This window comes from Chelativorans sp. (assembly GCF_031180965.1).
Lineage (GTDB): Bacteria > Pseudomonadota > Alphaproteobacteria > Rhizobiales > Rhizobiaceae > Chelativorans.
Window position 1 is genome coordinate 1 of the sequence record NZ_JAPSLH010000057.1, and the last position, 2,974, is coordinate 2,974.

Sequence of the window (2,974 nt, forward strand, 5' to 3'; positions counted from 1 at the left end):
GGCGGATCAGGGGAAGGGTGTCGCCCCGAAGGAGGCTTTTACGGGCCATGGCGCTGCTGAAACTTTCGTGCCGAAGGGCTCGCGGTTACCACGCGAAGCCCCTCGGCGGCAAATCCTGCGCCCATGGCCCCTGGCATCGGTTGCGCCGTCATGCCGCGGCTGGTGAAGGCGCATGACAGGTTGGTTTACAGGCTTTCGGTTTGCCGAAGCGGCTCCTCTCCTTGCGCTTGAGCGAAGGCACTCCCGATGAACGCCAGCAATTCCTCGTCCTCGCCGATTCCGCTGTTGGGCGTCGTCAGCAGCTTGTCGCCGTAGAAGATCGAGTTTGCCCCCGCAATCATACACAGAATCTGTGCCTCCCAGCCGAGGTGCGAGCGCCCCGCAGAAAGGCGTATGACCGAGGTGGGCATGACGAGGCGGGCCGTGGCGACCATACGAACCAATTCGAAGGATTCGATCCGCTTGCGTTTCTCTAGCGGCGTGCCTGCGACGGGCACAAGGGCATTGATGGGTACGCTCTCTGGATGAGGCAAGAAACCGGCCAGTACGCGCAGCATCGAGGCCCGGTCGCGGACGCTCTCGCCCATGCCGATGATGCCGCCACAGCAGAGTTCGATTCCCGCCTCGCGCACCGCAGCCAGGGTTCGCAGGCGGTCGTCGTAGCTGCGCGTGGTGATGATATTTGAGTAAAATTCCGGGCTCGTATCGAGATTGTGGTTATAGGCGGTGAGTCCCGCCTCGGCGAGCCGCCGCGCCTGGTGCGGCTGGAGCATGCCGAGGGTGACGCACGCCTCCATGCCGAGCCTGCGCACGCCTTCGACCATCGCAATGACGGCATCAAACTCCTTCCCGTCCCGGACCTGCCGCCAGGCGGCGCCCATGCAGAAACGCTCGGCTCCCGCAGCCTTGGCCTTTGCGGCCAGGGCAAGGACGCTTTCAGGGTCCATCAACCGTTCCTTTGTCAGATCGACCTCGCGGTGATGGGCCGATTGGGGACAATAGGCGCAATCCTCCGGGCAACTCCCGGTCTTGATGCTCAGGAGGCTCGCCTTCTGGACCTTGTTCGGATCATGGTGGCGGCGGTGCACCGCGTTGGCGCGGCCGACGAGTTCGAGGAGCGGAAGCGCGTAGAGCGCTTCGATTTCCTCGACGGCCTAATCGTGCCGGATCAGGCCATCAGAAACCGACATGGGACTTGATTCGTTCGAGCAGACCGGAGGCGCTAAGCAGAGCCGCGGCCACGGCGACGACGCCGATTTTCACCAGGTCACCGAGCAGGAAAGGCGCGACGCCGAGCGCCAAGAGCTGACCGACCGGAACGAACAGGGAAAGCCACAGCAGGCCGAAGCCGTAGACCACCGCGAGACCCGCCAGCATGGCGCCGAGGCGCCTTAAGGTTCCCCGCCCGGCGGCCAGCTTTCCGACAAGGCCCGAGGCGATCAGGTATCCCAGGAGATAGCCTCCCGTCGGGCCGACCATGTAAGCAAGGCCGATGCCGCGGGCGGGCGTGCCCGAAAAGACGGGCAGACCGACCGCTCCCGCAGCCAGATAGGCGATGAAGATGGAGACGGCCGCATAGGGGCCGAGGGCCACCGCAATGGCCATGACGGCCAGCGTGTGGAGGGTCATCGGCACTGGCCAGAACGGAATCTGCACCTTGGCGCTTAATGTCATGAGCGCGACGCCGAGTGTGAGGGTTAGCGCCAGCTTGGCTTTGGATTCGGCCAGTGCGCCGATCTTGTTTCGGGCTCTGGTAAGCACTTGGTTCATGGTTCTGCTCCTGATTATAGATAATTCTTGAATCGCTCATCGGAATGAATCCAGAAAATCTATAACATTGCAACAGAAAAGAATTCCTTCTGCCCGGGATGAAGTTTTCATAGATAATTTTGGGATTTACCCGATGATTGCAAAAGCGTCACGGGTCCGGCCGGAGGTCGTCGCCACCGGGCGTTGCCCGATCCAGCGCACATGACGCTCTAGAATGGCCGCTGCCGTCTCGACCTGTCCCTGCTTCAGGGCCGCCAGGATGGCGCGGTGGTCGTGATCCGTCCGGGCCTCCCATTCCGAGCGCCACGCCGCGAAGAGAAAGCGGGCGCTTGCCGCGTGGAGGTCGTCGATGGCCGCCAGCAAGCGGGGCATGCCGCAGGGGGTCAGGATCAGACGGTGAAAGGTCCGGTTCGCCTCCTCCCAGGACCGCACGTCGACGGATCTGTCGCCCGCGCGGATGGCTTCCTCGGCCTGCTCGAAGATGGCGCGGGTCAAATGGGGAGCGGCATGGCGCAGGGCGAGGACCTCCAGGGCCGCGCGCATTTCTGCGACTTCCCGGACCTCGCCGACATCGAACAGCGCCACCCGCACTCCGCGCCGGGGCTCGCTGACTACGAGCCCCTGAGCTTCGAGACGGCGGAAGGCTTCGCGGACAGGAACATGGCTTGCGCCGAATTCCTCGGCAATATGATCCTGCCGAAGCCGGCTTCCGGGCTCCAGTTCACCCGCAACGATGCGCTCCGCAAGTGCGCGGCTGATGCGTCCTGCGACGGTGTTGTCGGGCTTTTTCGGGTTGGGCCGCGCCATGCATCCCGGATAATCTATAAAATGCGCCGAGACAAACGGTCTGAAAAGAGAAAGCTTCTCAGACCGTGGAAATATGTGGCAACCGCCTCTGGAACCTTCACACCGCCCGCAGATGGCGGATCGGGCGGCCGGGGGCGATCGTCTCGGCGGCGGAGATGATGCCCTGGGCGTCGATGCCGAAATGGCGGTAGAGGTCCTTAATCGTGCCGGTCTGGCCGAAATGCTCCACGCCGAGCGAGCGGGTGCGGTGGCCCATGACGGAGCCCATCCAGGCGAGCGTCGCCGGGTGACCATCGATCACGGTGACGAGCCCGCAATGGGGCGGCACGTCGGCGAGCAGGCGCTCCACGTGGCTCCTGGCGTGGACGAGGCCGCGCTCGCGGGCGCGCTGCGCCGC

The 2,974-nt window shown here is 64.1% G+C and carries 3 protein-coding genes and 1 pseudogene; all 4 read right to left on the reverse strand.

From position 1 onward, the window contains the following. Window positions 1-185 precede the first annotated feature (185 nt). Entirely contained in the window at window positions 186-1,142 is a 957-nt protein-coding gene (gene bioB, locus RIN79_RS21405; protein WP_309086733.1) for a biotin synthase BioB, read from the reverse strand. Window positions 1,143-1,176: 34 nt separating this feature from the next. Continuing rightward, window positions 1,177-1,770, reverse strand: a complete 594-nt coding sequence (locus RIN79_RS21410) for a biotin transporter BioY (protein ID WP_309086731.1) — start codon at window positions 1,768-1,770, stop codon at window positions 1,177-1,179. A 126-nt stretch (window positions 1,771-1,896) separates the two neighbouring features. Beyond that, a complete protein-coding gene (locus RIN79_RS21415; protein ID WP_309086732.1) occupies window positions 1,897-2,577 on the reverse strand; it encodes a GntR family transcriptional regulator in 681 nt (226 codons plus the stop codon). Between the two features lie 97 nt (window positions 2,578-2,674). After that, window positions 2,675-2,974: pseudogene (locus RIN79_RS21420) on the reverse strand (transketolase); the annotation flags it as partial.

What these genes read in the sequence shown, in the direction of transcription:
- RIN79_RS21410 (WP_309086731.1), bottom strand. Translation starts at nt 1,770, where the DNA reads ATGAACCAAGTGCTTACCAGAGCCCGAAACAAGATCGGCGCACTGGCC.
- RIN79_RS21415 (WP_309086732.1), bottom strand. Translation starts at nt 2,577, where the DNA reads ATGGCGCGGCCCAACCCGAAAAAGCCCGACAACACCGTCGCAGGACGC.